Annotated in this window: 28 protein-coding genes; 8 read left to right on the top strand and 20 right to left on the bottom strand. The window is 66.9% G+C overall.

Going from position 1 to position 25,437, the window contains the following annotated elements; genetic code table 11:
• The 14 genes from V7Q39_RS08055 to ruvC form a co-directional block, all read right to left on the bottom strand.
• Nucleotides 1–833: CorA family divalent cation transporter (locus V7Q39_RS08055; RefSeq protein ID WP_333816046.1), on the bottom strand; the 833-nt coding region annotated here is incomplete at its 3' end.
• Between the two features lie 82 nt (nt 834–915).
• Nucleotides 916–2,841, bottom strand: a complete 1,926-nt coding sequence (gene ftsH / locus V7Q39_RS08060; RefSeq protein ID WP_333816047.1) for an ATP-dependent zinc metalloprotease FtsH — start codon at nt 2,839–2,841, stop codon at nt 916–918.
• Nucleotides 2,842–2,932: 91 nt separating this feature from the next.
• On the bottom strand, nt 2,933–4,123 hold the full coding sequence (tilS, locus tag V7Q39_RS08065) for a tRNA lysidine(34) synthetase TilS (protein WP_333816048.1): 1,191 nt from the start codon (nt 4,121–4,123) through the stop codon (nt 2,933–2,935).
• Nucleotides 4,114–4,947, bottom strand: coding sequence for a tol-pal system protein YbgF (gene ybgF / locus V7Q39_RS08070; protein WP_333816049.1), 834 nt, complete (start codon nt 4,945–4,947; stop codon nt 4,114–4,116). Before ybgF ends, tilS begins: the two co-directional genes overlap by 10 nt.
• Nucleotides 4,948–4,951: 4 nt before the next feature.
• Nucleotides 4,952–5,482 carry a peptidoglycan-associated lipoprotein Pal gene (gene pal / locus V7Q39_RS08075; protein WP_333816050.1) on the bottom strand — a complete coding sequence of 177 codons (531 nt, stop codon included), beginning with the start codon at nt 5,480–5,482 and terminating at the stop codon, nt 4,952–4,954.
• A 94-nt stretch (nt 5,483–5,576) separates the two neighbouring features.
• On the bottom strand, nt 5,577–6,905 hold the full coding sequence (gene tolB, locus V7Q39_RS08080; protein ID WP_333816051.1) for a Tol-Pal system beta propeller repeat protein TolB: 1,329 nt from the start codon (nt 6,903–6,905) through the stop codon (nt 5,577–5,579).
• A 94-nt stretch (nt 6,906–6,999) separates the two neighbouring features.
• Complete coding sequence (locus V7Q39_RS08085; protein ID WP_333816052.1) at nt 7,000–8,145, bottom strand: cell envelope biogenesis protein TolA; 1,146 nt, start codon at nt 8,143–8,145, stop codon at nt 7,000–7,002.
• Between the two features lie 5 nt (nt 8,146–8,150).
• Nucleotides 8,151–8,645 (bottom strand): protein TolR, encoded by a 495-nt coding sequence (tolR, locus tag V7Q39_RS08090; protein WP_333816053.1) that lies wholly within the window; start codon nt 8,643–8,645, stop codon nt 8,151–8,153.
• 3 nt (nt 8,646–8,648) lie between these two features.
• Nucleotides 8,649–9,344, bottom strand: a complete 696-nt coding sequence (gene tolQ, locus V7Q39_RS08095) for a protein TolQ (protein WP_333816054.1) — start codon at nt 9,342–9,344, stop codon at nt 8,649–8,651.
• 483 nt (nt 9,345–9,827) lie between these two features.
• On the bottom strand, nt 9,828–10,232 hold the full coding sequence (ybgC, locus tag V7Q39_RS08100) for a tol-pal system-associated acyl-CoA thioesterase (RefSeq protein WP_333816055.1): 405 nt from the start codon (nt 10,230–10,232) through the stop codon (nt 9,828–9,830).
• A gap of 194 nt (nt 10,233–10,426) precedes the next feature.
• Nucleotides 10,427–11,041: a hypothetical protein gene (locus V7Q39_RS08105; RefSeq protein ID WP_333816072.1), complete on the bottom strand. Its 615-nt coding sequence runs from the start codon at nt 11,039–11,041 to the stop codon at nt 10,427–10,429.
• 119 nt (nt 11,042–11,160) lie between these two features.
• Entirely contained in the window at nt 11,161–12,204 is a 1,044-nt protein-coding gene (gene ruvB / locus V7Q39_RS08110; protein ID WP_333816056.1) for a Holliday junction branch migration DNA helicase RuvB, read from the bottom strand.
• Nucleotides 12,201–12,878: a Holliday junction branch migration protein RuvA gene (gene ruvA, locus V7Q39_RS08115; protein WP_333816057.1), complete on the bottom strand. Its 678-nt coding sequence runs from the start codon at nt 12,876–12,878 to the stop codon at nt 12,201–12,203. The genes ruvB and ruvA overlap by 4 nt, the downstream gene beginning before the upstream one ends.
• Nucleotides 12,875–13,384, bottom strand: coding sequence for a crossover junction endodeoxyribonuclease RuvC (gene ruvC / locus V7Q39_RS08120; protein WP_333816058.1), 510 nt, complete (start codon nt 13,382–13,384; stop codon nt 12,875–12,877). Before ruvC ends, ruvA begins: the two co-directional genes overlap by 4 nt.
• A 320-nt stretch (nt 13,385–13,704) precedes the next feature.
• On the opposite strand from ruvC, the gene V7Q39_RS08125 reads away from it, so the two are divergent.
• Entirely contained in the window at nt 13,705–13,908 is a 204-nt protein-coding gene (locus V7Q39_RS08125; protein WP_333816059.1) for a DUF1127 domain-containing protein, read from the top strand.
• Between the two features lie 97 nt (nt 13,909–14,005).
• Here the strand turns inward: V7Q39_RS08125 and V7Q39_RS08130 are convergent, their stop codons facing one another.
• The 3 genes from V7Q39_RS08130 to msrA form a co-directional block, all read right to left on the bottom strand.
• Complete coding sequence (locus tag V7Q39_RS08130) at nt 14,006–14,353, bottom strand: hypothetical protein (RefSeq protein WP_333816060.1); 348 nt, start codon at nt 14,351–14,353, stop codon at nt 14,006–14,008.
• Between the two features lie 122 nt (nt 14,354–14,475).
• Complete coding sequence (locus V7Q39_RS08135) at nt 14,476–15,348, bottom strand: 50S ribosomal protein L11 methyltransferase (protein ID WP_333816061.1); 873 nt, start codon at nt 15,346–15,348, stop codon at nt 14,476–14,478.
• Between the two features lie 49 nt (nt 15,349–15,397).
• Nucleotides 15,398–16,051, bottom strand: a complete 654-nt coding sequence (gene msrA / locus V7Q39_RS08140) for a peptide-methionine (S)-S-oxide reductase MsrA (RefSeq protein WP_333816062.1) — start codon at nt 16,049–16,051, stop codon at nt 15,398–15,400.
• 145 nt (nt 16,052–16,196) lie between these two features.
• On the opposite strand from msrA, the gene V7Q39_RS08145 reads away from it, so the two are divergent.
• Nucleotides 16,197–16,490: a DUF6958 family protein gene (locus V7Q39_RS08145; RefSeq protein WP_333816063.1), complete on the top strand. Its 294-nt coding sequence runs from the start codon at nt 16,197–16,199 to the stop codon at nt 16,488–16,490.
• 222 nt (nt 16,491–16,712) lie between these two features.
• On the opposite strand, the gene V7Q39_RS08150 is transcribed toward V7Q39_RS08145, so the two are convergent.
• Both V7Q39_RS08150 and V7Q39_RS08155 read right to left on the bottom strand, forming a co-directional pair.
• Nucleotides 16,713–17,741, bottom strand: a complete 1,029-nt coding sequence (locus tag V7Q39_RS08150) for a hypothetical protein (protein ID WP_333816064.1) — start codon at nt 17,739–17,741, stop codon at nt 16,713–16,715.
• Between the two features lie 24 nt (nt 17,742–17,765).
• Nucleotides 17,766–19,958, bottom strand: a complete 2,193-nt coding sequence (locus V7Q39_RS08155) for a primosomal protein N' (protein WP_333816065.1) — start codon at nt 19,956–19,958, stop codon at nt 17,766–17,768.
• 99 nt (nt 19,959–20,057) lie between these two features.
• Between V7Q39_RS08155 and fsa the strand changes: the two genes are divergently transcribed.
• The 3 genes from fsa (at nt 20,058) to V7Q39_RS08165 (ending at nt 22,775) form a co-directional block, all read left to right on the top strand.
• Nucleotides 20,058–20,711: a fructose-6-phosphate aldolase gene (fsa, locus tag V7Q39_RS08160; protein ID WP_333816066.1), complete on the top strand. Its 654-nt coding sequence runs from the start codon at nt 20,058–20,060 to the stop codon at nt 20,709–20,711.
• Nucleotides 20,712–21,499: 788 nt separating this feature from the next.
• On the top strand, nt 21,500–22,093 hold the full coding sequence (gene socA, locus V7Q39_RS20605; RefSeq protein WP_443082501.1) for a type VI toxin-antitoxin system SocA family antitoxin: 594 nt from the start codon (nt 21,500–21,502) through the stop codon (nt 22,091–22,093).
• Nucleotides 22,056–22,775, top strand: a complete 720-nt coding sequence (locus V7Q39_RS08165) for a hypothetical protein (protein ID WP_333816067.1) — start codon at nt 22,056–22,058, stop codon at nt 22,773–22,775. The genes socA and V7Q39_RS08165 overlap by 38 nt, the downstream gene beginning before the upstream one ends.
• 23 nt (nt 22,776–22,798) lie before the next feature.
• Here the strand turns inward: V7Q39_RS08165 and V7Q39_RS08170 are convergent, their stop codons facing one another.
• Nucleotides 22,799–23,296 (bottom strand): BrnA antitoxin family protein, encoded by a 498-nt coding sequence (locus V7Q39_RS08170; RefSeq protein WP_333816068.1) that lies wholly within the window; start codon nt 23,294–23,296, stop codon nt 22,799–22,801.
• A 221-nt stretch (nt 23,297–23,517) separates the two neighbouring features.
• Between V7Q39_RS08170 and V7Q39_RS08175 the strand changes: the two genes are divergently transcribed.
• From V7Q39_RS08175 to V7Q39_RS08185, 3 genes are all read left to right on the top strand, one after another.
• On the top strand, nt 23,518–24,216 hold the full coding sequence (locus V7Q39_RS08175) for a DUF484 family protein (protein WP_333816069.1): 699 nt from the start codon (nt 23,518–23,520) through the stop codon (nt 24,214–24,216).
• Entirely contained in the window at nt 24,204–25,136 is a 933-nt protein-coding gene (locus V7Q39_RS08180) for a tyrosine recombinase XerC (RefSeq protein WP_333816070.1), read from the top strand. The genes V7Q39_RS08175 and V7Q39_RS08180 overlap by 13 nt, the downstream gene beginning before the upstream one ends.
• Nucleotides 25,137–25,181: 45 nt before the next feature.
• On the top strand, nt 25,182–25,437 hold a 256-nt coding region (locus V7Q39_RS08185; protein WP_333816071.1), incomplete at its 3' end, for a CDP-alcohol phosphatidyltransferase family protein.

Consider the following 25,437-nt stretch of genomic DNA (forward strand, 5'->3'; position numbering starts at 1 on the left):
GGCGGCAGGAAGACGAAGGCCACGACCGAGAAGATCTTGATCACGTCCGACTGCCGGATGTTGATCACCCCCAGCGTCGCATCCAGCAGGAAGCGCACCTTCTCCGCCTGCGCTGCCGCCACCTCGCGCAGGCTGCGCAGGTCCTGAAGCTGCGCCAGCGCAAGCGGCATCTGCCGCGCGTGCAGGCAGGGGCCGTCCGCCGCCTCGGGGGCCGAGGTCAGGTAGGTCAAGAGCCGCAGGATCGTCGCCAGGCTTTCGTTGACCTTGCCGTTCATCGCCTCGGCCCGGCCGATCCGTTGCAGGACCACGCTCAGCGTCTCCGCCTTGCCCTGGGGCCGATGCGCCGCGAAGATCTCCTTCGCCAGCGCCTCGTGCTGCCGGGTCTCGCCCTCCAGGATGTCGGCCAGCCGGTCGACGATGGCCTCCAGAAGGCCCAGCAGCGCGTCAAGCCCGGTCTCCAGCGCCGTGTCGTGCCGGGCGGCCCAGTCGGCGAAATAGGTCAGGGACCGTGGATGGTGGTAATGCACCGTCACCAGCCGGTCGGGCAGCACGGCGAAGGTGACGGGGCTGATCTCGGCCTCGCTTGCGTCGGGGCTGGCGATGACCTGCGCGGTCAGGAACAGCACCCCGTCCTCGCGGTAGATGCGGGACGAGACCTCGATCTCCTGCATGTCCTCGCGCGTCGGGATATCCAGGCCAAGCGCGGCCTCGACCGCGTCTTCCTCGGCCTGGGTGGGGGCTTCCAGGTCGATCCAGATCGCGGCGCGCAGCGGGTGGTCCGACAGGTCCAGCCGTTCCAGCCGCTCGCCCTTCGTTGCGAATGCCGTGATCATCTGCCGCCCTCCTGGCCCGGGGGCACGTTAGCGGCGGGGGCGGGAAAGCAAAAGGCCCCGGCGATGCGGGGCCTTGCCATTCTCAAAGCGGTGCCGGTTCCGGGTCCGGCCCGGCCTTCTTCGCCCGGGTCTTCGTCTTCGGGATCGCCGTGACCGAGGCCGAGCCCCCGCCCGAGGGCGGCGCATCGGCGCTGTCGTCCCCGCCCAGCGGCTCGCCCGCGATCACCTTCCGGATCTCGTCGCCGGTCAGCGTCTCGTATTCCAGAAGGCCCTTGGCCAGCCGCTCCCATTCCTCGTTCTTCTCGATCAGGATACGGCGGGCGGTCTCATAGCCCTCGTCGATCAGGCGCTTCACCTCCTGCTCGATCAGGCGCTTGGTCTCGGCGGAAACCGAGAAGCCCCCGGTGCTGCCGGAATAGCCCTCGGCGGCCTCGGCATAGTCGATGTTGCCGACAACCTCGGACATCCCCCAGCGCAGAACCATCGCGCGGGCCAGGGCCGAGGCCTGCTGGATATCGCCCGACGGCCCATTGGAAACCGAGTTCTCGCCCCATTTCAGGATTTCCGCGGCCTTGCCCGCCATGGTCATCGCGATCCGTTGCTCGCACTGGTCCTTGTGCCAGTTCAGCCGGTCCATTTCCGGCAGGCTCATCACCATGCCCAGCGCGCCGCCGCGCGGGATGATCGTCGCCTTGTAGACCGGGTCGCATTTCGGCAGGGTCATCCCCACGATGGCATGGCCGGATTCGTGGTAGGCGGTCATCTCCTTCTGGTCCTGGGTCAGGACCATCGACCGCCGCTCGGCCCCCATCATCACCTTGTCCTTGGCCGATTCGAAGTCGATCATCGTCACGAACCGCCGCCCGGCCCGCGCCGCCATCAGCGCGGCCTCGTTCACCAGGTTCATCAGGTCAGCCCCGCTGAACCCCGGCGAACCCCGCGCGATGGTGCGCAGGTCCACATCCGGCCCCAGCGGCACCTTGCGGGCGTGGACCGACAGGATCTTCTCGCGCCCCTTGATATCGGGGTTCGGCACATGGATCTGGCGGTCGAACCGGCCGGGCCGCAGCAGCGCCGGGTCCAGCACGTCCTTGCGGTTGGTGGCGGCGATGATGATCACACCCTCGTTCGCCTCGAACCCGTCCATTTCCACCAAGAGCTGGTTCAGCGTCTGCTCGCGCTCGTCATTGCCGCCGCCGATGCCCACGCCACGGGCCCGACCCACCGCGTCGATCTCGTCGATGAAGACGATGCAGGGCGCGTTCTTCTTAGCCTGCTCGAACATGTCGCGCACACGGGAAGCCCCCACGCCCACGAACATCTCCACGAAGTCCGACCCCGAGATGGTGAAGAACGGCACCCCGGCCTCGCCCGCGATCGCGCGCGCCAGCAACGTCTTACCGGTGCCGGGAGGGCCGACCAGCAGCGCCCCCTTCGGAATCTTGCCGCCCAGCCGCGAGAACTTCTGCGGGTTCCGCAGGAACTCGACGATCTCTTCCAGCTCTTCCTTGGCCTCGTCGATGCCCGCCACGTCGTCGAACGTCACCCGGCCATTCTTTTCGGTCAGCAGTTTCGCCTTCGACTTGCCAAAGCCCATCGCGCCGCCGCGCCCGCCGCCCTGCATCCGGTTCATGAAATAGATCCAGACGCCGATCAGCAGCAGGAAGGGCAGGAAGCTCAGCAGGACCGAAACGAAGCCGGACTGCGCCTGCGGCTCGGCCTCGACCTCGACCCCCTTGGCGATCAGGTCGCGCGAGAGGTTGTCGGTCACCGCATCCCCCGGCGGCTTGATCGTCACGTAGGAATTACCGTCCTTGCCGACGACCACGACCCGTTCGCCGTCCAGCACGACCTTCGAGACCTGACCCGCGTCCACCCGCTCCACGAAGTCGGAATAGGTCAGCGAGCGCGACGACATCGTCGTCTGGTTGCCGGAAAACAACTGGAACAGCGCCATCACAAGGATCAGCAGCACGACCCAGAAGGCGATATTGCGTGCATTACCCAATGCAGGGATCTCCTCAATGCGCCCATGGCCCCAAAGCAGGGCCGCAGCGACTTTGGCCTAAGATAAACCTTTGGGCCTCAGGTTCAATGCACTAACGGGAAAAGGTGAAGGGGCGGCAAAGTCGCACCTGCCAACCGGCGGAAAGCCCCGCCGCGGGGGCGGCCAGCAGCCGGTCGCCATCCCAGACCCCAGGGCTGACCAGCAGCACCTCGCGCAGCAGCCCCGCCTTGCGCCAGTCCTTCACTTGGCCCAGACCCTCCGCCCCCAGCGCCCGCACCTCGCCCTCCGGCCCCTCGACCATCCAGCGCCCGTCCCAAAGCTGCCCCACCGGCACCGGCCCGCCCACCGCGCGGGGTTCGCGCATCAGCCAGCCCTTGCGGAAGCGGCATCCCGCCAGCGTCGCATCCCGCCCCGCCGCCATCGCCCCGACCAGCCGCTCCACCTCGGCGGCGCGCGGCGCATAACCGGCGCCTGACAGCCACAACAGTCCCGCCACCACGACCTGCCGCTGCACCTCGGCGGGCTCGCCGAAGAACGCCGGATCGAACCGCAGCGCCCCGGCTTCCTCGGCCACATACCGCGAGGCCGCGCCCGCGACCTGCACCACCAGGGCCTCCTGCGCGGCTGCCAGATTGGCCGCCACCTCCGCCAGCCGCTCCGCCGTGATCCCCAGGGGCGCCAGCGCCGCCAGCGCCTTCCGCGCGCGCACCCGCGTGAACCGCTCGTCCTCGTTCGTCGGATCGTCCACCCAGCCGATCCCCTGCCCGCGCAACCACTCCCGCAACTCCGCGCGCCCGGCGCCGAGAAGGGGACGATGGACCCGAACATCCCCTGCATCGAACCCGCGACGCATCCCGGAAAGTCCCGCGAACCCCGCCGCCCGGGCCAGCCCCATCAGCACCGTCTCGGCCTGGTCATCCCGCGTATGGCCAAGCGCCACCCCCCCGATGCCCCGCTCGCGCGCCCAGTCGAGGATCAACCCCATCCGCGCCCGCCGCGCCCGATCCATCAGGTTGCCGCTGACCGGCCCATGCTCCCAGACCCGCACCTCATGCCGCACGCCCAGCGCACGGCACCCCTCCGCCACCGCCGCCGCCTCCGCCGCACTCTCTGGCCGCAGGCGATGGTCCACCGTCACCGCCTCGACGCGAAGCCCCGCGCGCAAGCACAGATGCAAAAGGGCGGTGGAATCCCCACCGCCCGAAAGCGCCACGCCGATCACTTTGTCCGCTGGCAAGCCGTCCCGGATCAGCCCGACCAGCCGATCCGCATCTACCGGCACCCCAGCCCCTGCATCGCCACCACCGACTGCGTCGCCGCCATGCTGGCCGGAAACCGCGAGCCGACTTCGGCCAGCGTCACGCAGGCCTCGGGCACCTGGCCCAGGGCACCCAGGCCCTCGCCCAGCTTCAGCAGCGCATCCGGCGCGATCGGGCCGTCGGGCTTGGCCGAGAACGCATCCAGATAGGCCCGCGCCGCATTCGCGGTATCGCCGGTCTTGGACAGGGCCTCGCCGCGCAGGTACAGCGCCTCGGGGACTAGCGGCCCGCCAGGATAGGATTGGGCATAGGTCGCAAAGAGCGCCGCAGCACCGGGAAAGTCACCCTGACCGAGCACCTCCTTGGCCCGGTCAAAGTCTTCCTTCTCGCTGACGGCCAGCTCCGCCCCGCCGGTCGTATCCACCGCAGGCGCGGCCCCCGATCCCGTCACCGCCGGGGCGACGGCCCCGCCGGTATCCCCGCCCAGCGTGGGCGTCGCGCCCATATTGGCCGGATCGCAACCCTTGGTCGCCTCGCACAGACGGTATTCGATGTCGCCGATCCGGTTGGTGCCGTCCGCCACCACCCGGTTCAGCTTCAGCTCGACCTCCTCGGTGCGCGCCGTCAACCGCGCCAGCTCGGCCTCGATCGTATCCATCCGGGTCAGGGCATCGCCGCCCGCCGCCCCGCTGGTCGCCGCGCCGGTCGAGACCAGCTCGGCCTTCAGCGCGTTGAACTCGGCGGCGAGCTGGCCCAGCTCGTTGCGGATGTCGGCCAGCGTCTCGGCCTGGGCAGGACCCAGCAGCGGCAGAAGACTGAGGACGAGCGAAAGGCCAAGCCGCCGCATCGGCTCAGACCCCGGCGCCGGCCGACAGCACCGTCACCGCGCGACGGTTCTTGGCATAGCAGGCCTCTTCCGAGCAGACTTCCAGCGGGCGCTCCTTGCCATAGCTGATCGTCCGCAACCGGCTGGCCGCGACGCCCTGGCTGATCAGGAAGTTCTGCACCGCGGCCGCGCGCCGCGCGCCCAGGGCGAGGTTGTATTCCCGCGTGCCCTGTTCGTCGGCGTGGCCCTCGATGATCGCGGCATAGCCGCTGTTCTGGTTCAGCCAGCTCGCCTGCGCGCTCAGGATGCTGCGGGCCTCCGGCGACAGCGTCGACTGGTCCACCGCAAACAGCACCCGGTCACCGACCCGCTGGTTGAAATAGGCGATCGAGGTCGGGTTGTTCGGATCGCCCAGCCCCGTGGTGTCGATCCCCCCGCCAGCGCCACCGGCTCCCCCGGCCCCGCCCGCGCCACCGGCGCCGTACCGGTCGGGGTTGTTGCAGGCCGCAAGGCCCAGGACGGCGATCAGAAGCAGCGACTTCGCAGCAAGGGTCATCGGGGACATCCTTCTTGTTGGCTCGATTGCGGTCACGTTAGCAGCTTTGCGCCGCCGAGGGAATCGGCGGCCCAATGAATTTGTCGTTCACAAATCAGGGCAAAAGCGGCGACCAGGCCGGGTCGCTTGCCGGGCCGTCGGTCGGGATCTGCTTCAGGTTCCGGCCGGTGATATCCACCGACCACAGGCTCGCCTGCCCGCCGCCGCCGCTGGTCTCGCGCGTGAACATCAGCACCCGGCCGTTCGGCGCCCAGGTCGGGCCCTCGTCCAGGAAGCTGGCAGTCAACAGGCGCTCTTCCGACCCGTCGGTGCGCATCACGCCGATGTGGAAGCGGCCCTCGTTCTGCTTGGTGAAGGCGATGTAGTCGCCACGCGGGCTCCAGACCGGGGTGCCATAGCGCCCCTTGCCGCTGGAGATCCGCGTCCCCTCGCCGCCGCCAGCGGGCATCACATAGATCTGCTGCGCGCCGGAACGGTCGCTCTCGAACACGATCTGCCTGCCGTCCGGGCTGAAGCTGGGCGCCGTCTCGATCGACGGCGCATTGGTCAGCTGCGTCAACTGGCCCGAGGACAGGTTCAGCGCATAGATATCCGTGTTCCCGCCCCGCTCCAGGCTGAACACCGCGGTCCCGCCATCGGGGCTGAAGCGCGGCGCGAAGGTCATCGTGCCCGGCTGCTCTTCCAGCGTCCGCCGCTTCATCGACCCCACATCCATCAGCGTGATCCGGGGGAAGCCCGTCTCATAGCTGGTGTAAAGCAGCCGGTCCCCGGCGGGCGAGAAGCGCGGCGCCAGCACGATGGAGTTGCTGTCGGTCAGATAGGCGACATTCGCCCCGTCGTAGTCCATCACCGCCAGCCGCTTCAGCCGCGCGTTCTTCGGCCCGCTCTCGCTGACAAAGACCACCCGGCTGTCGAAATAGCCGCCCTCGCCGGTGATCTTGGAATAAACGACGTCGGCCACCTTGTGCGCCATGCGCCGCCAGCCCTGGGTGGTGCCCGCGAACTGCAAGGCCGCCCCGTCCAGCACCTGGCCGTTGAACACGTCATAGGCGCGGAACTTCACCGTGATCCGGTCGCCCGCGACGCTGACCGCCCCCGTCACCAGCACCTGCGCGTTGATCGCCTTCCAGTCCTCGAAGGCCACCCCGCCGTCGAAACTGGTGATCCGGCTGATATGGGCATCCTCGCCGATGTTGCGGAAGAACCCGGTGCCCTCCAGGTCCGAGATCACCACCTTGCTGATCTGGCGGGCGTAATCCCCCGCGCCGCCCTCGTCGACGAAGGTCGGCACCGCGATGGGCATCGGCTCGATCACCGCCGAGCCGATCACGATCCGCGGCGGTTCCTGCGCCAGCACCGGGGCCGCCGTCAGCGTGCAAAGGCCAAGGGCCAGCGCCAGCACTGCGCGAAAGGTTGCTCTCATGGGTCTCATCATCGGCCTCATGCTCCGTTCTTTTGTTTGTCCTTGCCCGCCTGCCCGGCAGGAGAAAAGGGGAAATCGCGCGTTCGGTTCCCGGTCATCTCGCCCTCATCCCATTCGCATCGAAGACCAGGTCGAGCACGCGCCAGGTGTCATACTTGTCCGGAGGCAGCGGAAGTCCGCCGTCCGCATGGGCCCGGTTCACCGCGCGGCGGGCGGTCTCATACAGCTTGTCGATCCCGGTCTGGTTCGGCCCGTTCGATTCGATCAGCTGGAAATCCACCGGCTTGCCATCCGACGAGAAGCTGACCCGCACCACGATCATCGAGCTCATCGCGTCCGTCGACGAAGCCCCCAGGTTCCACTTCCGCGCAATGGCGCTGGAGATGTTGCCCATCTCGCCCCCGGTCAGCGGCGGCCCCTTCGGCCGGTCCTGCCCGCCGCTGTTCCCCGTCTCGGCGACCGGCTCCTCCGCCGCCTCGCCCAGAAGCGCGTCGATGGCATCCTGCGTCGCTGAATCGTCCACCGGCTGCACGTTCAGCTGCGCCGATTCCCGCCGCGGCTCCTCGGCGGCCGGTTCAGGCTGCGGCTTTGGACGCGACGGCTTGGCCCGCGGGCGCAGCGAGGTGGTCATCCCGGTCTCTGCCGTCTGGTCCCGGTTCGCCTCGGTCAGGGTCACGTCGCCGGTATCCTCGGGCACCGTCGCCTCGGTGGGCTGCTGCTCCACCACCTCGGTCGCCGCCGGGTCCTCGCTGACCGCGGGTTCGGGCGTGTCCGAGGTCTCCGCCTCGCTCTCCGGCTGCACCGGATCGGGCGCGATGATCGTCGCAGCTTCCGGCGCAGGCTGGATTTCCGTCGATTCCGACTCGATCAGCTGCTCTTCGTCCGCCTGCACCGCGTCCGAGGGCGCCGGCTCCGGCGTGGGATCTGGTTCGGGCTCCGGCGCCGGTTCAGGTTCGGGGACAGGTTCCGGCTCGGGCGCAGGCTCCGGCTCCACCGCCGGTTCCGGCTCGGGCTCGGGCCGCGACCGCGGCTTGACCGGCGCGGGTTCTTCCGACGGCGTGGGGGTCGAGGCCGCCTGCAACGCATCGAACTCCGCGCTGGTCAGCGTCGAGACCGACATGACGATGGGCTCCGGCGCCGCATCCGCAGAGAACAGCCAGTCGCCGACCAGCACCCAGAGGATCACCCCCAGGTGCCCGACCGCCGAGATCACCGTTCCCGTCTGGAAGCGCGTCTCCATCCGCCTCAGCCGCCATTGCCTTCACTGTTGGACGCAGCTCCCGCCCCGAAGCTTGGCCCCGCACCGTCGGTGACAAGGCCGATCTCGTTGAACCCGCCCGCATTGAGCGCGCCCATGACCTGCGCCACCCGCTCATAGGGAATGGCCCCATCCGCCCGCAGGAAGATCTTCTTCGATTTCCGCTCCGCCGCGATCGCCGTCAACTTCGGGATCATCTCGGTATCGGCCACCTCCGTCGTCTGGATCGTCAGCCGCCCGTCCGAGGTGATCGTCACTGTCAGCGGCTCCTCCTGCTCCGTCGGCAAGGCCGTCGCCGCCGTCTTCGGCAGTTCCACCGGCACGCCCACCGTCAGCATCGGCGCCGCCACCATGAAGATGATCAACAGCACCAGCATCACGTCGACCATCGGCGTGATGTTGATCTCGCTCATCGCGGCCGACCGCCCGCCGCGCCGGCGACGCCGCCCGCCGCCTGCCGATCCCGAGACACCCATGCCCATGGCTTACGAGTCCAGCTGGCGCGACAGGATCGTCGCGAATTCGTCGGCAAAACTTTCATAGCCGCCCAGCACCCGGTCGATGTCGGCGGACAGCTTGTTGTAGAACACCGCCGCCGGAATGGCCGCGACCAGACCGACGCCGGTGGCCAGCAGCGCCTCGGCGATACCGGGGGCCACCACCGCAAGGCTGGTGTTCTGGCTGATGGCGATCTGCTCGAAGCTGTGCTTGATCCCCCAGACCGTGCCGAAAAGGCCGATGAAGGTTGCCGTCGACCCCGTCGTCGCCAGGAAACTCAGGCCCCGGTTCAGGAACTCGCTCTCCCGCGCGATGGCCACGTTCATCGCCCGATCGATCCGGCTCTGCGCCCCCGCGATCAGCCCGCCGTCCTGCTTGTGGCTCCGCCGCCATTCCAGCATCCCGGCCGCGAAGATCTTTTCCGACTGCCCCTGCGGGTCCGGCCCGATCTTCTCGTAAAGCTCGTCCAGCGGCTCGCCCGACCAGAAGGCCCGGTCGAAGATCGCCGCCTCGCCCCGCGCCTTCCGCAACAGGATGTGCTTCTGGATGATGATCGCCCAGCTCCAGAAGGACATGACCATCAGCATCAGCATGACGATCTTCACCGTCAGCGTTGCGCGGGCAAAAAGGGCGAACATGGAGAAATCGATCTCCTGCGCCATCGCAAGGGTGTTGGGTTCCATACGCCTGCTCTTGTTGATCGGGCCGTTTCCTGGCTCCGTTAGCGTTGATTCTAGCAAGAGTGCAGGGGGATTGCCAACACAACTCTGTGGCAGGCAGGGTTTCGCTGGCCAATGACGGGATTTGTCATCCCCCGCGCGGCCCCGATCCCGCCCCGACCAGAGTTCCGCCTCCTGCACTTCCTGTTGGCCAAAACTCCCTTCGCAGACAGCCCCGGCGCAGCGCCCCCGGTTCCGGCCTCGCCTTTCATCTTTGCCTAAATATCCCCGCCGGAGGTGCAACTTGCTGGCGCCACCGGTTCGAGCCGGCAAGTTGCGGCCCTCTCCCCCAGGCACCCCCCAAGGCCTTTCATACTGGCGCAAATATCCCCGCCGGAGGCATCCCGGCCAAAGCCCGGCGCAACCGCTTCCGCTCCGGTGCACCACTGATGCCCGTCCCCTCCCGCCGCGGGGGAGGGGACGGAGAGCGAGCACCCGCTCAACCCCTCAATGCAAGGGTCCCGACAGCTTCCCCCTCACCTCCGCCGGCAGCCGGGCCGCATGACCTTCCTCGGTCAGGCAGACCAGCGTCACAAGGGCCACGAACACCCGCTCGCCCCCGCGCGTGACCACCTGCTCCAGCACGATCCGCGCCCCGCCCAGCGACTGTATCGTGGTCTCCACCAGCAGATCGTCGCCGAACTTCGCGGGGCGCAGGAAATCTGCCTCCACCCGGCGCACCGCGAAGACGATCCCCTCCCGGGCCTTCAGGACCATCTGGTCCACGCCCAGCGACGCGACCCATTCCGTCCGCGCCCGTTCGATGAACTTCAGGTAGTTGGCGTAATAGACGATCCCCGCCAGATCGGTGTCCTCGTAATAGACGCGGGTGCGGAACTGGTGCGGGGTCATGCGGTCTCCTGTATTTGCCGGACCTTAAGCGGTTTCCTGGTCACAGCGAAACCCCTCGGCCCCACCCTCGCCCTCGTGGGGATGGGGGCGAGGGGCGCCACAGGCCCTCCCCCCAAGACGTTAAGAAATTCTGAACGCCCGCAGCCAAGCCATTGAAATCCCTGCCTGCACCAGACTGCCCACGCGCGGGCAGCTCACCCCACCCGCGCCGCCAGCCGCAGCGCGTGCGAGGCATCCCGCGCCACCGCAGGCAGGACCGGATCATAGCTCGCCCGGATCACCGCTCCGATCTCCGGCCGCAGGATCACCCCCTCGCCCACCCGCGCCAGGGGCGAGGTCCCGTCGAAGGCCCGGTCCGACCAGAGCAGGATCACCTGCACCGCCTGGGCCAAAGCCAGCGTCTCCGCCGCCATCCCCGCCAGCGCCGCATCCATCTTCAGGAAGACGAAGGCCGCCTTGATCGCCCCCTCCCGGTCGAAGCGGAACAGCCGGTACTGGTTCGCCCCCGCCGCCTCCAGCCGCGCGACCAGGGCAGGCAGTTCCGGCACCAGCCGCCCGAGGTCGCGCACCTCCAGCAGCTCCGCCCAGTCCCGGAAGCAGAACAGCATCAGGTTCGCCCCCAGCTCGGGGTCGGTCTCCGCCATCCGGTGCCCCGCCAGAGCTACCACCGCCTCGAACGCCCCCTTGAAGACCGCAAGGCTCGCGTCCTCCACGCCGAAGACCACCGGCACGATCGGCCGTCCCCAGCGGGCAAACAGATACTCCCCGCCGCCCCGCGTGAACAAAGCCTCGATCTCGCCCGGCCCCATGCCCGCCTCCCTCATTGCTCTTTTCAAAATACTCTGGGGGTTTGGGGGTGAAACCCCCATCGCCCGAGGAGGAGGCGAAGCCCGACGACGAGACAAAAAGCTTGCGCGCAGCGCTCGTCTCACTTGCCCCCGAACAGGTCCGCCTGTCCGGGTTTCGCGGGATCGGGCACTCTCGGCGCCTCCAGCCCCAGATGCCGCCAGGCCTTGGTCCCCAGCATCCGCCCCCGCGGCGTCCGCAGGATCAGCCCCTGCTGCAAAAGGTAAGGCTCGATCACCTCCTCGATCGCATCCCTCGGCTCGCTCAAAGCCGCGGCGATGGTTTCCACCCCCACCGGCCCGCCCCCGTAGTTCTCGGCCAGCAAGGCCAGATACCGCCGGTCCGCCCCGTCCAGCCCCAGATGGTCGACCTGCAGCCGCGTCAGCGCCCGGTCCGCCAGTTCGCGCGAAATCCGTCCTCCCGCCTCGACCAGCGCGAAGTCGGCGACCCGGCGCAGCAAGCGCCCCGCGATCCGCGGCGTTCCCCGCGCCCGGCGGGCGATCTCGCGGCAGCCCTCCGGCTCCGCCGCCAGCCCCATCAGCCGCGCCCCGCGCGCGACGATCTCGTAAAGCTCCGCCTCGGAATAGAACTCCAGCCGCGTCGGAATCCCGAACCGGTCGCGCAGCGGCGTCGTCAGCAGGCCCAGCCGCGTGGTCGCCCCGACCAGCGTGAAGGGCTGCAGGTCGATCCGCACCGTCCGCGCCGCCGGCCCCTCGCCGATCACCAGATCCAGCGCGAAATCTTCCAGCGCGGGATACAACACCTCCTCCACCACGGGCGACAGCCGGTGGATCTCGTCGATGAAGAGCACATCGCGCGGCTCCAGATTGGTCAGGATCGCCGCAAGATCGCCGGGCTTGGCCAGGACCGGGCCAGAGGTCATGCGGAACCCTACCCCCAGCTCCCGCGCCATGATCTGCGCCAGCGTGGTCTTGCCCAGACCGGGAGGCCCGTGGAACAAAGTATGGTCCATCGCCTCGCCCCGCATCCGGGCGCTTTCGATGAACACCGCCAGGTTCGCCCGCGCCTCGGCCTGGCCGATGAACTCGCCCAGCATCTGCGGCCGCAGCGCGCGGTCGGTATCCTCGGGCAGCCGTTCGGGGCGAAGGGCGGGATCGGAACTCATTTCGGCGCCAGCAGCTTCAGCGCCGCCCGAATCAGTGCGGCCGCGTCACCGTCCGGCTGGTCCCCCGCCACCACGGCCACCGCCTGCGCGGCATCGCCCTGACCATAGCCCAGGTTCACCAGCGCCGACAGCGCATCGGCCGAGGCCACCGCCCGCCGCGCGGCGCCCTCGTCCAGCTTCGCGGGCCTGCGCGGCGGCGCGGGCGCAGCCTCCTCGATCACGACATCCTCCGCCCCGGCCTGCGCGCTCAGCCCCGCGCCATGCGCCATCACGCCGGGCGCCTTGGCCTTCAGCTCCAGGATCACCCGCTGCGCCAGTTTGGGCCCGACCCCCGGCGCCGACTGCACCGCCCGCGCATCGCCCAGCGTGATCGCCCGGCCCACTCCCTCGGCCCCCAAAGTGCCGAGGATCGCCATCGCCGCCTTGGCCCCCACGCCCTGCACGGTCATCAGAAGCTTGTGCCACTCCTTCTCCAGCATGGAGGGAAAGCCGAATAGCTGCAGCAGGTCCTCGCGCACCAGAAGGTCGGTGTAGAGACTGACCGCCTCGCCGACCGACGGCATCCCCGCCAGGGTCCGCTCGCTGACATGGACGATATAGCCGACCCCGCGCACGTCGATCAGCACATGGTCCGGCCCCCGCCAGTCGAGCCGTCCGGAAATCCTGCCGATCATTCCGCGGCCCTCAACGCCGCCTGCAACCGGCCCGAGGATTGCACATGATGCGCATGGCAGATCGCCACCGCCAGCGCATCCGCCGCATCCGGCCCCGCGACCTTCACCCCCGGCAGGTGCAGTTTCACCATATGGTCCACCTGCACCTTCGCCGCATGACCCACGCCCACCACCGTCTTCTTCACCGCATTCGGCGCATATTCCCCGACCGTCAGCCCGAACTGCGCCGGCACCAGAAGCGCGATGCCCCGCGCCTGGCCCAGCTTCAGCGTCGCCACCGCATCCTTGTTGACGAACGTGTGCTCCACCGCCGCAGCCTCCGGCGCCCAGGCCCGCAGCACCTCGGTCAGCTGCGCGTGGAGCGAGAGAAGCCGCATCGCCAGATCGCCATCCCCCGCATCGGAATGACAGATGCCATTGGCCACATGGGCCAGCCGCGAGCCCGCCACGTCGATCACGCCCCAGCCCAGGTTTCTCAGCCCCGGATCAATTCCGATGACCCGCATCTTGTCCCCGTTGTCCTGCCTGCCACAAGGGCTAGCACGAAAAGGGAACATCCGCCAATGGCTTTCGCGGACTCCGACCCGAACTGCCCGTTCATTTTGCACTTGCAAAATACGACGGGGCAGATCAGAAAAGCGACGCGCCCCGGAATGATCGCCGGAACATACTGTAAAGTTTGACAAAATTTTGCCACACGCCATGCAGCTTCTGCATGGCGGGAATGCCATTCCTTACCTTGCTTTGCATCTGCAGCAAGACTATTTGGCGGAGGGCAAGGGAATAAGCCCTTGCTTTGAGCAGAATGAAAACAAGGATGAACGCCATGGCCGCTGTCGAGACGACCCGCCCGGCGCCCCTCGGCGCCATCACCACCTACCGTGCCCTCAACTCCCTGTCGAACGTCGCTGTGGCGTTTGCCGCCTGGAACGATGCGCGCGTCACCCGCAAGGCGCTGAGCAAGCTCTCGGATCGCGAGCTGGACGATATCGGCCTGTGCCGGGGTGACATCGAATTCATCGGCCGCTGACCGGCCCGCCCGCAAGGGCGACATGAAACGAGAAATGGGGCCGCATCAGCCGATGCGGCCCTTCTTCAATGAATGGTCGTCACTCAACAGTCTTGGATCAACGGGGAAGAACGGCCTGCAGTTGCCCGGACAGCCAGAGGGTGGCCGGATCGGCTTCCATCAGCCAGGCGCCGACAGGATCGAAACCCTGACCGGCGGCCAGCGCACTGACGCGGCTTTCATAGGTCTGGGCGCCCACGAAATAGTGGATCACACCCTTCACCCCGACCCCCACCGCAAGGGCCAGCACCAGGGGCTTCGCCAGTTTCAGCAGGCGCAGCCCGCTGCGGCCTGACGCCTTGCGTCCGACCGTGCCCGCAGCCTCGAAGCCGTAGCCCTTGGCGTGCGATTTCTCGATCCGCGAAACGCGGCTGTAAAAGTCGTTAAGATTTGGATCAACCCACATCACATTCCACCCAGGTTAGCAGCCCTGATGAGAGAATTTTTGCCGCACAGATATGGCGAAATTGCGGCGTGTTCCGCCAGCCTGGCTCCCGAGCCCGATTCTGCCCGGTATTGTCCACGCTTTCACGACTTTTGTAGCACCAGCGTAGACCATTCGCCAATATCGTCACGACTGTTGAGCGTCAGCCCTGACGCGACGTAAGCGGCCACGACCGAATCTGCTTGCACAGCGAGTAATCCCGACAGGATGGCTCTACCACCGGTTGCAAGCGCCGCGGCAATCCCGGGGGCAAGCTCGATCAAAGGGCCCTTCAGGATGTTGGCGAAGACCAGATCCCAGGGTCCGGCGGCCCTGATTCTGTCATGATCCAGCCCCGCGGCCTCCAGGCATTCGACCCGGCCGTCCAGCCCGTTGATCGCGACATTGGCCTCGGCCACGTCCACCGCGACCCGGTCGATGTCGCTGGCGATGACCAGCGCTTGCGGAAGGGTCGCCGCCGCCGCCATCGCCAGCACCGCCGTCCCGCAGCCGATGTCCGCCACGCGGCCGGGCCGCCAGCCCGCCGTCAGCAGCCGGTCGAAGGCCAGAAGACAACCCAGCGTCGTACCGTGGTGGCCGGTCCCGAAGGCGACGGTCGCCTCGATCTGCAAGGGCACCCGGCCCGACGGCACCTTGTCCGCGTCATGGCTGCCAAAGACGAAGAACCGCCCGGCATCGACCGGGCTCAACTCGCGCCGCACATGGGCGACCCAGTCCACCTCCGGCAGTTCCGACAGGGCGAAGGGCTTCGCGCCGAAGGCCGTCGCCAGCACCTCCAGCATCACCGCATCCGGCTGTTCCAGGAAATAGCCGCCGACCTCCCACAGACCCGAGCCGTCCTCGATCTCGAAGACGCCGACGCCGGTGGGTTCGGGCGCCATCCGCTCCATCGCGGCGGCAAGCCCCTGTGCGGCATCCTCGCCGGGCAGCGTGGTCAGGGCGGAATAGGTGGGCATGGGCGTTCTCCAGGGTTCGGGGGCCGGATAGACCCCGCCCCCGCCCCGGTCAAGCGCGCACGCCGGTCCCGATCGGGCAGGTCACGCCGGTGCCGCCCACCCCGCAATAGCCGTCGGGGTTCTTCTCCAGATACTGCTGGTGATAATCCTCGGCGAAGTAGAACTCCGGCGCGGGCAGGATCTCGGTGGTGATCGCCCCCCGCCCCGCCGCCGTCAGCGCCTGCTGATAGACCGCCTTGGATGCCTGGGCAGCCTCCGCCTGTTCCGGCGTATAGGTGTAGATCCCGGACCGATAGGTCGATCCCACGTCATTGCCCTGCCGCATCCCCTGCGTCGGATCGTGGCCCTCCCAGAAGATCTTGAGCAGACCCTCGTAGCTGATCACCGCCGGGTCATAGATCACCCGCACCACCTCGTTATGGCCGGTCAGCTGGGTGCAGGTCTCCCGGTAGGTCGGGTTCGGGGTATATCCGCCCGCATAGCCCACCATGGTCAGCCAGACGCCGGGGGTCTGCCAGAACTTGCGTTCCACCCCCCAGAAACAGCCCATCCCGAACATCGCCTCGGCCATGCCCTCGGGCACCGGAGACTTCAGGGGGATGCCCGACAGGAAATGCACCTCGGCGGTCGGCAACGGCTCCGCCCGCCCCGGCAGGGCCTGATCCGGCGAGACCATATCCATCGACTTGCGCGTGAAGAACATCTGCGACCTCCATTGTCTGACCGGGAATATAGCGCGCGAAACGCCGAACCCAATGCGGGTTTCAGCCGGATCACCACGCCTTGACCTGTCCTCGGTTGCCTGGCCCCCGGTCCCCGCGCAGAATGTCCCGAAAGGGGGCCAGCCAATGACAGACAAGATCGACGTCCAGAACGTCGGCCAGCCCGGCAAGACCTATCGCGTCGACGCCGCCAAATACGCCGAGATGTGCAAGGCCGTCCTTGCCATTGTGCCGACCGAGCCGCCGGGCATGACCCCCGCCGAGATCATTGCAGCGGTCAAGCCGCACCTGACCGAAGCGCTTTTCCCCGGCGGCGAGACGGCAGGCTGGTGGGTCAAATGCGTGCAGCTGGATCTGGAGGCGAAGGGGATCCTGAAGCGGGGGACGAAGGGGCCGGTGCGGGTCTGGAGAACATCGTAGGGTGCGCTTACAGCGCACCATCCGCCGGTGCGGTGTAGCGCACCCTACGATACCACCCTACGCCCGGAATAGTCGCGACCAGCGACCCGGGCAGCGCCCGACCGCCCCCTCGGGCGGGCGCTTCTGCACCGTGAGCCCGCAGAACTTCGGTGGGAGGGGTTGAACCATAAAACGCACAGACCCACGGTCGCTGCGCCCACCCGGCGGTCAGGCGTTGCCTTCCTACTTCTTGTGGTTCGTGAAGAACGTCCGAAGCTTTTCTTGGCCGTCTCTTGTATCCATTGCAGCAATACCGAGAAACATGCTTGCCTCAGATGAAAATCTGATCTGAACTCCAAAGCTATCGGAAAACGCTATCTGCTTTGCTTCACCCTCCGATATCCTTGCCAAAATATTCGTATAAATACCTTCCTCCTTCCGTTCTACACGGGAGCTAATGTCCAGCCTCTTGCTTTCCCCATTGAGCACGACCTCTACCAGCGAAAAGCCCAGGAGCTCTCCTGCTCTACCCTGTGTCTCGATAACTGCCCAGAATACGAAACCTACCTCATTGTTGAAGCCAAGCATCACCTTGTGGTGCCCATAGAGTGAGTCTCGTTCCCCCTTCACATACGAAAGTCCGTTCTTTCCTTCTATGCTCCAATTTACGTCAGTCTGCCCTCCAGTGACAACGCCAATTCTCTCCAAATCCTCACACCTTACAAGTCGCATTTGATCACTTGGCGTGGCGGCCGAAAGCAAGAGGAACTGTGGCGAAATTCCCATGTCGTCAATGTACTCAAACATTTTGGCAGATAATGTTTGCGATTGAGCCAAATAGTTTCGCGGAACCTCCTCTCCTTGCGCTTGAGGAAAATCAAATTGGTGAACTCCGAATTCAGACCTGTCGTCGAAGTACCTGAGTCGCCCGCCCAAGAACATAAGAGTTGCTGCGCTTAGGCATTGGCCAGGTAACTTCTTTCGATGCATTAGCGGCATGCTGTTTTGGCTTTGGAAGTCAAGTTGATACTGTCCAACATCCGTTGCAAACCATGAACTACGAATGAGGCGACCAATCCCAATAGCTGCGTCCACATCGCCACCACTTGAGTCAATGTAAACGACACAGCGCGGCGGCGGCTCTGCTGACTTCAAGAATAGTTTAAAACTCTGATCGTCGCCGGGCCGAATCTTTCCAATAGCATTGATACAGAAGTATCCGCCAAGCATCTTCTCCAGCTCAGTCTGCGGGGGTGTGTAGTGAAACTGCATCTTACCTGTTCGCCCGTTTACAAATTAGAGAAAACTCTGCGGATCAATATCTACCGCCAGCCGCAAATCCCTCGGTACCTTGACCCCCGCCAGCCACTCCGCCAAAGCCGCCTGCAACGGCGCGCCCTTCTCCGCCTTCACCAAGAGCCGCACCCGGTGCCGCCCCCGGACCCTCGCGATAGGTGCAGGCGCAGGCCCCCAGATCTCTGCCCCGATCCGCTTCAACGGCCCGTCGCGCCGGGCCAGCTCGGCCCCGAAGTCGAACACCTGCGCCACATCGGTCGAGGACAGGATGATCCCCGCCATCCTTCCATAGGGCGGCACGCCTGCGGCCCGGCGCTCCGCCGCCTCCACCGCCCAGAACGCCTCCTCGTCGCCGCCCAGGATGGCCCGGATCACCGGATGCTCCGGCTGGTGTGTCTGCAACCAGGCCTCGCCCTTCCGCTCTGCCGTCCGGCCCGCGCGGCCCGCGACCTGCCGCATCAGCTGGAACGTCCGCTCGGCGGCCCGCAGGTCCGACCCCTGCAGCCCGAGGTCGGCGTCGATCACCCCCACCAGCGTCAGCAGGGGAAAGTTGTGCCCCTTGGCCACGATCTGCGTGCCGATGATGATGTCCGCCCCGCCCGCCGAAATCTCGGCGATCTTCTCCTTCAGGGCGCGGGCCGAGCCGAACAGGTCCGATGACAGCACCGCCACCCGGGCCGCCGGGAACCGCGCCGCCACCTCCTCCGCCAGCCGCTCCACCCCCGGCCCGACCGCCGCCATCCGCCCTTCCACCCCGCAGGCGGGGCAAGCCAGGGGCACCGGCTTCGTCGCCCCGCACTGGTGGCAGACCAGCCGCTTCTGGAACCGGTGCTCCACCATCCGGGCGTCGCAGTGGTCGCAGCCCACCTGATGCCCGCAGGCCCGGCAGAGCGTCACCGGCGCGAAGCCCCGCCGGTTCAGGAACAGAAGCGCCTGCTCGCCCCGCGCGACCACGGCCTCCACCTTCGCGGCCAAAGTCGGCGAGATCCACCGGTCCCCCGGCAGCTTCTCGGCCCGCATGTCGATGGCCCGCATCTCCGGCAGCTCGGCCGCCCCGAAGCGGGACCCCAGGTCCAGCCGCCGGTACTTCCCCGCCTCGACATTGGCCCAGGTCTCCAGCGACGGCGTGGCCGAGGCCAGCACCACCGGGCAGCCCACGATCGCCGCCCGCAGGACCGCCATGTCGCGGGCGTTGTACAAGACCCCGTCCTCTTGCTTGTAGGAGGTGTCGTGCTCCTCATCCACCACCACCAGCCCCAGGTCGCGGAACGGCAGGAACAGGGCCGAGCGCGCGCCGACCACCAGCCCCGCCTCGCCTTCCGAGACCATGCGCCACAGCCGCCGCCGCTCGGTCATCGTCACGCCGGAATGCCATTCCGCCGGCTTCGCCCCGAACCGCGCCTCGACCCGCGTCAGGAACTCCGCCGTGAGGGCGATCTCCGGCAGCAGCACCAAGGCCTGCCGGCCGCTACGCAGGCATTCCGCCACCGCCTCCAGATAGACCTCGGTCTTTCCCGATCCCGTCACCCCCTTCAGCAGCGTCGCCGCATAGGCCCCCCGCGCCACATCGGCGACCAGAGCATCCCCGGCCTCCACCTGGTCGCCCGCCAGCCGCATCCCCCGGTCGGCCTTCAGCCGCGGATAGGGCGTGTCGCGCGGCGCGTCCTCCTCGGCCACAACCCCCAGCTTCACCAGCCCCTTGACCACCGACGCCCCGCAGCCCGCCGCCTCCACCAGCTCGCCCAAAGTCACCGGCAGGCCCCCGAACTCCCGCAGGGCCTCCACCACCCGGTGCCGCGCCTCGGTCAGCTGGTTCGGCACCGGCCCCGCCAGCCGGTAGACCCGCCGCGTGGAGGGAGGATCGCCCAGGCCCGGCGTCCGCGTCGCCAGCCGCAGCATCGCCGGCAGCGGCGTCAGCGTGTATTCCGCCGCCCGGGCCAGGAACGCCCGCAGCTCGGCCCGCATCGGCCGGGCCTCCAGCACGCGCCCCACCGGCCTGATCCGCGCCAGGTCGAACGTCCCCTCGCCCGGCCCCCAGACCACGCCCAGCACCCGCCGCGGCCCCAGCGGCACCTCGACGAAATCCCCGTCGCCACAGCCCCCCTCGGGCGCGCGATAGTCCAGCACCCGGCCCAACGGCTCGGTGGTAAGAACCCCGACCAGATCCCCCGCCTGATAGACCCGATCCGCCAACCCTTTGCCTTTCCCTGCCCGGCCGTTTGCGGTAAACCCCGGCCCGAGAGCATTCAACCCCCGCGTTGCGCCCCCCGCAACCATCCGAGGAGGACCCCCATGAAATTCTTCATCGACACCGCCGATGTCGACGCCATCCGCGAGCTGCACGACCTGGGCATGGTCGACGGCGTCACTACCAACCCCTCGCTGATCCTGAAATCCGGCCGCAACATCGCCGAGGTGACGAAGGAAATCTGCAGCTTCGTCGAAGGGCCGGTCTCCGCCGAAGTCGTGGCGCTGAAGGCCGAGGACATGATCTCCGAAGGCCGCCACCTCGCCGCCATCGCCCCGAACATCGCGGTGAAGGTGCCGCTGACCTGGGACGGGCTCAAGGCCTGCAAGGTGCTGTCGGGCGAGGGCTTCATGGTCAACGTCACCCTCTGCTTCTCGGCCAACCAGGCGCTGATCGCCGCCAAGGCCGGGGCCACCTTCATCTCGCCCTTCATCGGGCGGCTCGACGACATCAACCTCGACGGGCTGGACCTGATCGGCGACATCCGCACGATCTATGACAATTACGACTTCAAGACCCAGATCCTCGCCGCCTCGATCCGCACCGCCAACCATGTGAAAGACTGCGCGATGATCGGCGCCGATGTCGTGACGGCGCCCCCGGCGGTGATCAAGGCGCTGGCGAGCCATGTGCTGACCGACAAGGGCCTGGACCAGTTCACCAAGGACTGGGCGAAGACGGGTCAGAAGATCATCTGACGGCGAACCCGCTGGCATCCCGCCCGGCTGTCACCCGCACCGGCTGTCATCGCAGCACCTGCTGTCACCCGCACCACTGTCATCCCCGCGAAAGCGGGGACCCAGCTCCGACGCCACACCCTGGATCCCCGCCTCCCCGGGGATGACAGGCAGGCCGGGTTTCACCCGAATTCCTCCACCTCGCAGGGTTAGAGCCCGCTCCGCAGTACCGCGTAGGGTGGGTTTCAACCCACCACGACCCCAGCCCGGATTGGCGGGTGGCCACCCACCCCACAGCTTGCTGTCACCCCGCCCGGCTGTCACCCGCACCGGCTGTCATCCCCGCGAAAGCGGGGAGCCAGCTCCGACGCCGCACCCTGGATCCCCGCCTCCGCGAGGATGACAGGTCGGTCGGGGTTCACCCCGACTCCCCAGCGACACAAGGGCCGCGCCCTCCCTCGGGCGGGCGCAGCACCGGTCGGGCGAGGCACTTTATGGTGCCAACCCTCCCACCGCCGTTCTGCGCGTGACCTCGCAAAAGCGCCCTCCCGGGGGGAGGGAGGGCGCGGCCCGGCGGCTACAGCGCACCAACCCCCACGCTATGATGGACACCCACCCCCATCCACACTATCTTTCCCCAATGAACAGCGTCCCGCCCACCCCGTTGATCCCGGAGGAAGAGCTTCGCCTAGCCGAAGCCCGCCTAGCCGCCTTTGACCGGGACGGCGTTGGAGACACGCTGGAAGCGGTTCGCATGTGGTCCGCAGCGCGCATGTTGTCCAGCGCCAGCAGTCTCGGCGACAAGGTGAATGAGTAGCGAGGGTCACGACCCACGGGTAGTTGCTAATTTCGTGCTAACAACACGGAACTTGATTCGTATGCGCACCACCCAAATTGAGTTGCAGAAGCTTCTCTACTTCTGTCACGAATCTTATCTCATCCAGAACAGAAAGGGCCTTGTGTCCGGCTACTTTGAGGCGTGGACGCACGGTCCGGTTCATCCTGATGTTTACCAAGCTTTTAAACACTTCAAGGGGTTGCCCATCACCGACCCAGCATTTCATCGGGAAGTATTCACTGGTCGAGTGAGAGAGCTCGCGAATCTCTCTGATCCAAGAGCGTGTCGGCATGTAGCGGAGACGGTGACAAGGTTAAGCGGCCTGTCCGCCCGCCAACTCGTTGATCTTTCACACATTGAAGGTGGCCCCTGGCACTCTATCGTTGAGAGTGCCAAGAAGGGGGTTGCTTTGGGCCTACGCATAACGGATGATGTTATACTAAAGCATCGAACCCACAGCATGTTGATGCGGGGAGAGCATCAGAGCGCGCGGTCGGGCGGTGTACCTGACAACGGAGCTCTGACCGATGAAGAAGTACCAATTACCGCAGGACGACCTGGCTAACATCTGCACTATGCCGATGAGAGATCAGAGGCCTATGCTCGAACGGAAGCGCTCGTTCGTGCCGCCACATTCCCTAAATCCAGTTCGGAACGAAATCTTGGCTTTGCATGGCGTCCGGTTGACGCTTTTTCCAGATGCCACGGTCGAGGATGCCGCTGCAATAAAGGCCTTCCTTGCGTCTATGCGGCGCGAACAAGACAAGCTGCCCAACAAGCTTCGCGCGGAAGCGATTGTGGAGTTTCGGCGCACGTTTATCCAAAGCGCCATCGAGTATCCTTTCCGAGCGCATCGCATTACGATCGACAACTCGGTGAGTTTGACCCACTCCCTCGCAGTCGAATCCGGCGGCAAGGGCTACATTCCGTACTATGATCTGCGCAAGTCAGGCAAGTTGACCGAGAGAGCGCGCGATTTCGTTTTTTCAATGAACTTCCATCTAATTGTGGACGCGCTTGCCGAGTTTCGAGAGTTCGGCCTGATCGTTTTGAATTACTGGGAAGAGAGCGCATATGTAAAAGGTCTAACGCCGTACTTCTTCACTGGGCGCCCGCGCTACTCATACGAAGAACTTACCGACATGATTGCGAGAACACACGAGCTTTGGGTGGAGGTCCAGGAAGAGAGACATCACCGTGAAGCCTCGCGTGATGCTGGGCCGCTCTTTCGTCAAGGCAGGCCATAGTGGACAAGGGGCGTGTTTCCCCCTCACCGCACCAGCGGCCCCGTAAACACCTGCTCCTCCCCCTCCGCCACCCGCTTCTGCATCCTGTCCTGAGCCCAGGCGCGCAGGGTCTCCAACCCCTCGCCCTCCTCCACCTCGTCCATGACCTTCGCCACATCGCCAAAGGCGGGCTTCTCCCCCGCATGGGCCTCCTCCCGCTCCCGGTAATGCGCGATGGTCTCCGCCCCCCGGATCACCCCGGCCAGCCGGGCGTGCATGTAGCTCTTCAGGACATCGTTGATCCGCGGCCCATAGCCCTCGCCCATCGAGCGGAAGAACTTCAGCACATCCGCCTCCAGCGCCAGCGTGACCTTCACCTTCGCCGCCCTTGGCGTGGCGGTGGCGATCCGGTGCCACTCCTCGGGGATGCGGCCGGTCAGTTCGATGGTGTTGTGCAGGTCCCATTCCAGGCGGCGCATCACGTCCATCATATAGGTCATCTGGGCGCGCTGGCGGGGGGTCTGTTTCTTCAGATCGGGCATGGGCGGGGCTCCTTTGCCCGCATCCTCGCGCCCGAAGGTTAACGGCAGCCGAGGCCTGCGCGCGTATGGACGGTTTCCATACCAGGGTCCTACGCCGTCCGGATGCAGTGTTGCATCCCTGCCCGCCCCCTCTGCCCTCTGCTGTCAACCCTGTCGCCAAGCCCTTCGCGGCCCGGCTATACTGCCCGGACCGCATGACCGAAACCGCCCGAGCCAGCCTGATGATCGAACCCGACCTGCGCGACCTGATCCTTGCCGAGCCCGAGCGGCTTCTGGAAGACCGCGACGTGATGAACGCCCTCGTCGCCGCCAATGAACGCGCCATGGGGGCGAATATCGTCGACCTGCGCGGCATCGCCATGCAGCGGCTGGAGACAAGGCTCGACCGGCTGGAAGACACGCATAGGTCAGTTATTGCAGCGGCTTACGAGAATCTGGCCGGGACAAATCAGGTGCACCGCGCCGTGCTGCAGCTGCTGGAGCCGACGAATTTCGAGGCCTTCATGAAGGCGCTGACGACCGAGGTCGCCCAGACCCTGCGGGTCGACTTTGTGCGCCTGGTGCTGGAGACGCTGCAGGAGGACAGCAGCACCGACCCGACCCTCCGACGCCTTGGCGAGGTGCTGCAGGTCGCACCGGCGGGCTTCGTCGGCAATTACCTGACCAACGGCCGCAACGGCCCCGGCCGCCCCGTCGTCCTGCGCTCGATCACCGGACTGGCCGCCACCCTCTACGGCGACCGCGCCGAGGATTTCCAGTCCGAAGCGCTGATGAAACTCGACCTCGGCCCGAACCGCCTGCCCGCCATGCTGGTCTTCGCCTCCGAGGACCCGAACCAGTTCAAGTCGACCCACGGCACCGATCTTCTCGCCTTCTTCGCCGGGGTCTTCGAACGGACGATGCGCCGGTGGCTGGGCTGAGCGATCCCTTCCTCGCGCCCGCACTAGGGGCGGCGCTTTCGCAATGGCTTCAACAGCTTGCGGCGCTTGAAGGGGCGGCGGCGAACACGATCGAGGCCTATCGCCGTGATGTCGCCCGCTACCTGAAATTCCTTTCCGCCCATCGCGGCGGGGCCGAGGGGCTGGCCACCGTCGCCCGCACCACGCAGTCCGACCTTCGCGCCTGGATGGCGGCGGAACGCGCCCATCTCTCGCCCCGCTCGCTGGCCCGGGCGCTTTCGGCGGTGAAGGGTTTCACCGCCTGGGCCGCCGACCGCAGCGGCACCGACGCCACCACCGTCCTCTCCGCCCGCGGCCCGAAGCACCGCCGGAAACTGCCCCGGCCCCTCTCCGAAGACGCCGCCGCCACGATGCTGGACGAGATCGGCGGCGACGCCCGCGAGGACTGGATCGCCGCCCGCGACACCGCCATCGCGACGCTGCTCTATGGCCTGGGCCTCCGCATCTCGGAGGCCCTGTCGCTGACCGGCGCCGACCATCCGCTGCCCCAGACCCTTCGCATCACCGGCAAGGGCGGCAGGACCCGCCTGGTCCCCGTCCTGCCCGCCGCCGCCGAGGCTGTCGCCGCCTATGTCGCAAGCTGCCCCTTCGACCTTGCGCCTTCCGACCCCCTTTTCCGCGGCGCGCGCGGCGGCCCGGTCAACCCCCGGCTGATCCAGTCGGCGATGGAGCGTGCCCGCCTCCGCCTGGGCCTGCCTGCCACCGCCACGCCGCACGCCCTGCGCCACAGTTTCGCGACCCACCTCCTCTCGGCCGGCGGCGATCTTCGCGCCATCCAGGAGCTTCTGGGCCATGCCTCGCTGTCCACCACCCAGGCTTATACCGCCGTCGATGCCGCCCGGCTGATGGAGGTGTATGAAAAAGCCCACCCCCGCGCCTGACAGCAGCCTGTTGCGCCCCGCCGCGTAATCCGCCATCAAGAAGCCATGAGCCCGCGTGTCAAAGCCCTCTCCGTCCATCTCCTCACCGCCTCCGGCGCCGTCCTGTCGATGTTCGCCATGCTGGCAGCGGTCGAGGAAAACTGGAGCCTGATGTTCCTCTGGCTGGTCGTCGCGCTGATCGTCGACGGGGTCGATGGCCCGCTTGCCCGCCGCTTCGACGTGCGGAAGAACTGGCCCACCTATGACGGCGTCCTGATGGACCTGATCGTCGACTATCTGACCTATGTCTTCATCCCGGCCT

This window comes from Tabrizicola sp., assembly GCF_036781545.1.
In the GTDB taxonomy this organism is placed as follows: Bacteria; Pseudomonadota; Alphaproteobacteria; order Rhodobacterales; family Rhodobacteraceae; genus Tabrizicola.